The sequence below is a fragment of the Methylobacterium sp. ME121 genome (assembly GCF_000974725.1).
Lineage (GTDB): Bacteria > Pseudomonadota > Alphaproteobacteria > Rhizobiales > Beijerinckiaceae > Methylobacterium > Methylobacterium radiotolerans.
In genome coordinates, this window is sequence record NZ_BBUX01000131.1 from 1 (window position 1) to 6,279 (window position 6,279).

Annotated in this window: 3 protein-coding genes and 6 pseudogenes; 5 read left to right on the forward strand and 4 right to left on the reverse strand. The window is 57.7% G+C overall.

Annotated elements, in window-relative coordinates; all coding sequences use genetic code 11:
* The 3 genes and pseudogenes from ME121_RS34765 to tnpA all read left to right on the forward strand — a co-directional run.
* The coding region (locus ME121_RS34765; RefSeq protein ID WP_491892939.1) for a glycosyltransferase at nt 1-2,568 on the forward strand (2,568 nt) is incomplete at its 5' end.
* A 143-nt stretch (nt 2,569-2,711) separates the two neighbouring features.
* Nucleotides 2,712-2,897: pseudogene (locus ME121_RS32100) on the forward strand (helix-turn-helix domain-containing protein); the annotation flags it as partial.
* Nucleotides 2,898-3,013: 116 nt separating this feature from the next.
* Nucleotides 3,014-3,406, forward strand: coding sequence for an IS66-like element accessory protein TnpA (gene tnpA, locus ME121_RS32105; RefSeq protein ID WP_059410279.1), 393 nt, complete (start codon nt 3,014-3,016; stop codon nt 3,404-3,406).
* Between the two features lie 57 nt (nt 3,407-3,463).
* Here tnpA and ME121_RS32110 read toward each other — a convergent pair.
* The 4 genes and pseudogenes from ME121_RS32110 to ME121_RS32115 all read right to left on the reverse strand — a co-directional run.
* Nucleotides 3,464-3,739: pseudogene (locus ME121_RS32110) on the reverse strand (transposase); the annotation flags it as partial.
* A 53-nt stretch (nt 3,740-3,792) separates the two neighbouring features.
* Nucleotides 3,793-4,086, reverse strand: a pseudogene (locus tag ME121_RS34770) (transposase); the annotation flags it as partial.
* A 76-nt stretch (nt 4,087-4,162) separates the two neighbouring features.
* Nucleotides 4,163-5,146 (reverse strand): FkbM family methyltransferase, encoded by a 984-nt coding sequence (locus tag ME121_RS34775; RefSeq protein WP_089231899.1) that lies wholly within the window; start codon nt 5,144-5,146, stop codon nt 4,163-4,165.
* Nucleotides 5,147-5,263: 117 nt separating this feature from the next.
* Nucleotides 5,264-5,665, reverse strand: a pseudogene (locus ME121_RS32115) (integrase core domain-containing protein); the annotation flags it as partial.
* Between ME121_RS32115 and ME121_RS34780 the strand changes: the two are divergent.
* Both ME121_RS34780 and ME121_RS32120 read left to right on the forward strand, forming a co-directional pair.
* Nucleotides 5,664-5,840, forward strand: a pseudogene (locus ME121_RS34780) (IS110-like element ISMno7 family transposase); the annotation flags it as partial. The pseudogenes ME121_RS32115 and ME121_RS34780 sit on opposite strands and share 2 nt — an antisense overlap.
* A 95-nt stretch (nt 5,841-5,935) precedes the next feature.
* Nucleotides 5,936-6,235: pseudogene (locus ME121_RS32120) on the forward strand (transposase); the annotation flags it as partial.
* Nucleotides 6,236-6,279: the final 44 nt, after the last annotated feature.

Here is a 6,279-nt window from a genome sequence, read left to right on the forward strand (position 1 = left end):
CGCGACATGCTGCGACGGGAGGTCGATCCCGATTGGTATATAGCGTACTACCCTGATATAGCTGCTTGTGGGTTGGAGCCGCAAGAGCACTACATCCTTTACGGCCGCGCTGAAGGTCGCTTGCCAAATCCGACGCGTTTGCCAGCCGAGGCGTGGCAGCCATCTATCGTCGATACTCCTACTTCGAAACCTTTGAGTCGATACCCGCTGATCGGTGTAGTCACGCCAGCGCGCAACAGACAAGCGTGGACAATCGGTTTCGCGCGTATGCTCGATAACCAAGATTACCCATTCTTTCGTCTGTACGTAGTCGATTCTAATTCCACAGATGGGACACCGGAGGCTCTGCGAGCTCTTGGCCTCTCTTCCCTTGTAGTGCTCCACGCACCGGACTCAGCCTACTGGACCGCCGCGACCAACATAGGCGTGGAGCAAGCGCTAAATGACGGATGTGAGTATATTCTTACGATCAATGATGATGCAATCATACCTCCTGATTTTCTGACCACCATCGTGCGATCAGCGGAGAGTGCCGCTGCGCGCATAGTCGGAAGCGTAATTTCATTCGCTGACGTACCTGGTCGGCTCTGGGGAGTGGGCGCCTATAACGATTGGTCAACGGGTTCCTTTGTGCAACTGGCGATGGCGTCGGCTTGGGACACCGCTCTCACACAGGTTCCGCGTTCTCAGGAAGGGCTTATTCCGGCAGACTATTTATGCGGCAACGGTACTCTTGTGCATCGCTCGGTCTTTCACGAAATTGGCTTGTACGACGTTAAGAACACGCCGCACTATCACGCCGATAGTGAGCTTACAATGCGTGCTGAACGCTTTGGAATTGATCGTTGGATCTGTTCAGATGCCCGGCTCTATAACCGTTTCTCGGAGTCTGACGAAGGAATATTTGCTAAACGCAATCAGAGACTTTTCTCTTTTAGGTCGGCTAATTATGCTCGGGCGCTTTTATTTATTATCGATCGTTACTGCCCGCAAGATCTGAAGGCGAGAGCTTTGGTGCAGTACTTCCTGCGCCATGTTCGGCAGCCGGGCATGCGGACATGGTCGCGTCTTTTGCGGGTTGTGCAGATCTTGGATATGCCCTTACACGCGCGCCATATACGCTACCGAGATTTTTTTCCTCCGAGGCAAGCGTCGCTTTGCCTCGAGCAGGATCTCGAAATCCTGCTCGGACTCTCTCACGACGCATTCATGGCTATGCTTTATCCGGTATTGCTGAGGCGGAGGGAAACCGATGCTGAGCGGGCCGTTATCACGCGAGCACTCGAATTAGGCTATGCGCGTCAGGACCTAGTTCGCGAGGTGCTATCTAGGCTAGAGGCGAAATATTCGTGGTCAGACCAGTCATTGCAGTCAGATGATCGCGGGTCGCAATATTCTATTAAACCGTTCCTATCGTCCGATGGAATTACTGAGGGCAAAACAACCGTTTACATGAATATAGACGTGCTTTGCATGGCAGTCACGGACCCGAGAGCGGCCACTGGCGTTCATCGCTATGTTTCGAATATTTTAGCAGAGTTGATGCGCGATCCTCGCGTGAACCTGCAGCTCTTCCATGCGGAGGAACTGGCTGCCAGCGCAGCTAAGCTTCGCGCGCAGAGTTTAGCTGACTGTTCTTTCGCTCCAGCAGATCAGCATTTCAATAAGGGGGTTGTATTCTACCCGTACTTCCCGTTCTCCGGCAAAGATCCGCGCTTTGCGGCGATTCCGCATGTAATCACATTATGTGATCTGTTTCCGCTCTCCCATCCGGAATGGTTCTCTGCGGTGGCAATATCCAAATTTCGGAGGCAGTTACGCGATCTAACTGGCGTGAGCCATGTGCTGTGTATATCGTCCGCAACCCAGGCGGCACTACAAACGACTTTCCCGACATTAAATGCATCGTCGTCGGTTGCCTATCTGGGCGTTAAACTCGACCGCTTACGGCGTGCCGCCTCAGAAGACAGATTCACGGGCCAACTGGGCCGCCCGTATTTCGTTTGCGTAGGCACCATCGAACCGCGCAAGAATCTTCGCAGCGTCATTGCCGCAATGCGGCATCTTTCGCCGCAGGTGCGAGAGCTCCAAATGGTGGTCGTCGGGCAAGTTGGCTGGTCGATTACCTCACAGGAACTCGTTGCGCTGGCAGGTGAGGAGAGATCGCGGATTCACTTCCTTGGCCACGTGCCAGACGCGCAGCTTTGGGATCTTTATGCAAATGCTATCTGCACGGTGTTCCCGTCCCTGGCTGAAGGCTTTGGGTTTCCCATTGTTGAATCATTCTCCTGTGGCACTCCCGTAGTTACGTCTGATCGATCGAGCATGGCTGAGATTGCAGGAGATGGCGCACTACTCGTCAATCCGTTGGATCCGGCCGCAATCGCTATGGCAGTAGAGTCACTTGCGAGCGATGTCACCCTGCGGTCGGTGCTCGCCAAGCACGCGCTTGAGCGCGCACGCTTGTTCACTTGGAAGTCTTGTGCCGAGCGCCATGTCGAAGTTTTTGAGCAATTGGCTGCGCATTACATGAATTCTCGCGAATGCCGCGACATACAATCTCAATGATTTCAAGCTGATTTCCGGAACGGATATAGAAAACCGTTCCGGTGCCCGACCACCTAGAGCCGGTCCCGGGCGGCTTGCGACGGGTTAGTGCAGTGACGCGGACGGAGGATTCACGTTGACGGCGAGTTGTGCGAGTCTGGGCCATGTCTCAGACGGTATGCGTGCTCCTCGATGCAACCGACGCGGCACGGCTGGCTGCGATCGCCAGCGACCGCTCTCGCGCGCTCAAACATATCCAGCGCGCCCGCATCGTCCTGCTTTCGGCCGAGCGCCTGAGTGTCCAGGACGTCGCCCGGCGGGCGGGCGTCAGCCGCCCGGCCGTATGGCGCTAGCAGCAGCGCTACGCCGAGGCGGGTGTTGAAAGTCTGTAAGCGATGTTCCGGCCCCATCTTCTGTGGGGCAACCTGACCGGGCAGTTTGACGATCCGCACGAGAGGATCGTTTTGTGTCTCGACTTGACCTTAGACTTGAGCCGGAGGGGAAGGTCCGGCGTTTCGAGGTGATCGACGGCGCGGTCGGCCGCAGGCGCTGGAGCGCCGACGACCGGGCGCGGATCCTGGAGGAGACGTTCGTTCCGGGCGCGGTGGTGTCGGTGGTGGCCCGCCGCCACGGGTTGACCCCGCAGCAGCTGTTCACGTGGCGGCGCGAGGCGCGCCAGGCCGCGGCGCTGCCGGCTTTCGTGCCGGCGGTGACCGCACCCGAGCCCATGGCGGTGGATCCCGCCCGGGCGGAGCCGCCACGCCGGCGCATCAGACGATCCTCATCGCGCCGCCGCGCGGTGGGGATCGAGGTGGAGGCAGGCGGCATCACGGTGCGGATCGGCGACGGCGCCCGTTGACACGTGTCGGCGGCACTACAAAACTAGCAGTGCCGCTCGGTGAGGGGCGGGCCATCCATAAAAAGCCGTGGCCCGCTTCAGGATCTCCCGCTCTTGGCGCAGCACCTCGTTCTCGCGCCGCAGGCGCTTGAGCTCGGCGGCCAAGTCCTCCTGCCGATCGGCCGGCGGATGGTCCATCTCCCGCTCACGCCGGCCGTCGATCCAGTTGCGCAGCGTCGAGAGCCCGACGCCGAGATCGGCAGCGACCTCGCGGCGGGACCGCCCGCTCGTCTGCGCTAACCGCACCGCCTCAGCACGAAACTCGGGGCTAAAGGTCTGCTTCCGGTCTGCCATCGGAGCCCTCCTCCTTCAGGAAAAGAGCTCTCCACTTTTGCGGAGCAAGTCCACCAGTCGATCTGACCCGCCCCGTGCAGGCGCACCAAGAGCACCTGATGCAGGCGCGCCCACACGCCGGCCGCCTACCAGGCCCGTAAGCGGCGCCAGCAGCTCATCCCGCAGCCGCAGCCCATCTCCGCTGGCAGTATCTCCCACGGAACGCCTGAGCGCAGCACGAACGGAATGCCGGTCAACGCAGCTCGGTCCTCGATCAGCCGCCGGCCGCCTTTTGGACGTGGGCGGAACGGCGGCAGACGCGGCGCAATCTCGGTCCAGAGATCATCGAGCAGAAGCGGACGAGCCATCACCACCAACGCCCACCCACGCAATCCGTGTCCGTTCTGTTAGGTGCTTTTGACTAAATTTCCTTGGCAGCGGCAGTCAATTATGTACCGCACCAAACCGGAACGATCCCAGCATGAGATCCGCAAAATGTGGAGAATTCGGTTGGTCAAACTGACTTGGAAAAGTACCAGATGCAGGCTTAAATTCCTTATCACGACTCCGGACAAGTGTGACTTCAAGCACATCCGGGACAGGAACACCACCAATCACAGCCCAACGCGCATAATTATTTCCATGTACGTGCACAATACTGTGATGAGCAGTTAAGTTGCAAACAGCCCTATACATCTTCTCAAATTTATCAGTCTTACTCACTTCATTGATATGATGGAATTCACACACTATCTGCCTGAACGAATCCAAGAAGTTAGCATCAACTGCAGCAAAAACATCCCACTCCGCCCCCTCTATATCGACTTTTAATATGTAGTCACGATTCGGACTATGGCCGTTTAAGATAAACTGATCCGGAATTGAGGTTGTTCCCTGCTTTGCATCCGAGCAATCCGCAATCTTAAGTTTTGACCACCTGAAATTCTGGTGCTCTTCGGGCAAGCTATTTATCGTATGATCATACTGAAAAACTCTGATGCCGCGTTCGGCGATTTGGCGGTCCCATGAAACGTCGTCCGAGATGCCGAGAGAGTAAGCACCAGCAATTCCTTCAAAGTCGTCAATCATAACGTAGCCGCCATCATTATCCCGACCCACTCGCACTTTATTGAAACCGATCACATCCATGGGGGCTAAACGACCAAGCATTCGGAGAGCCTTATCCTGATGCTCTGGAAGTAGGGCCACAGAACCGTCTGTTACGCACACTTCTCCAACCGAATTGGGATTGCACTTTATGTTTTTAGTGCGCTCTGCAAATTCTTGGGAATTAAACACTTGAGCGTAAAGCAATCTTGGATCGGCACCGTTCTTTAAAGCAGACACGAAATTCCTACGCGCAGCGGCATCGGGCGCACGACCGAGCAGACCAAAGAACAAAATCTCAACAAATTCTTCATCTTCCATTTTATGCACCGCGCTGCGCTGATCGTTGCAATCTTCGAGCCTATGTCAACGCCTCAACGTAGGCAACCAGATCCCCTCCTGAGAGCCTGTTTCGGCGTGTGATTTCAAGACGGATTGTTAGGTGTATAGTCCGGGAATGTGGTGTGACGGATCGAGCCTGAAGCGTTCGTGCTCTTTGGTCCAGACCTGAAGGACATGCTCGTAGGGCGTGAGGCCACGCAGGGTCTTCAGCCGACGGGCGTGGTTGTAGGCGTCGACGAACAGCTGCAGGTGCGCTCGGAGTTGTTCGTGCGTGTCGTAGTGGTAGCGCTTGACTGTGGCGTCCTTGATGGTGCGGTTCATCCACTCGACCTGACCGTTGGTTCACGGATGGTTGGGTTTGGTCAGGCGATGCTCGATGCCGTGCTCTTGGCAGACGCGATCGAACATGTGCCGGCTGTAGAGGGCCGTCGGGCCTGAGCGGTTGCGCGGAGCATGGCAGAACTGCACCCCGTTGTCGGTCAACACCGTGTGGATCTTGACCAACCGCCGCGATCAAGCCGTGGACAAGCAGCTGATCCGGAGGCTCAATCGGCACATCACCTTCCTGGAGAGAGAACTCTCGGAACTCGACGGTGACATTGGTCAAGCCATCAAGGCCTCTCCGGTCTGGTGCGAGACCGAGGCGCTGCTCAAGTCCGTTCCGGGCATGGGACTGTCAGGAATTTCGTGTGCGGGCGGCCATAGTGGACCCGAAGGAGGTTCCCGATGGCACGACGCAAAGCACCCCGCATCCCTGACGCAATCCTGGCCATCGCCCAGAGCTGGCGACGGGCCTGGGGCGAGGTGGTCCCGTTCTACGCCTTCCCCGGCGAGGTGCGCCGGATCCTGTACACAACCAACGCCATCGAGGCCCTGAACGCCACCCTGCGCCGGGCTGTGCGCGCCCGCGGGCACTTCCCGACCGACGAGGCCGCGCTGAAGCTGCTCTACCTGGTCTTGAACCGCTCTGAGAAGGCGTGGAAGATGGGGCCCCGTGAGTGGGTCATGGCCAAGGCGCAGTTCGCCGTCATCTTCGGCGAGCGCTTCACCCGGGCCATGGCGGCCTGATGTTCAACCCGCCGCCCGCACACGGAATTCCTGACAGTCCCCCC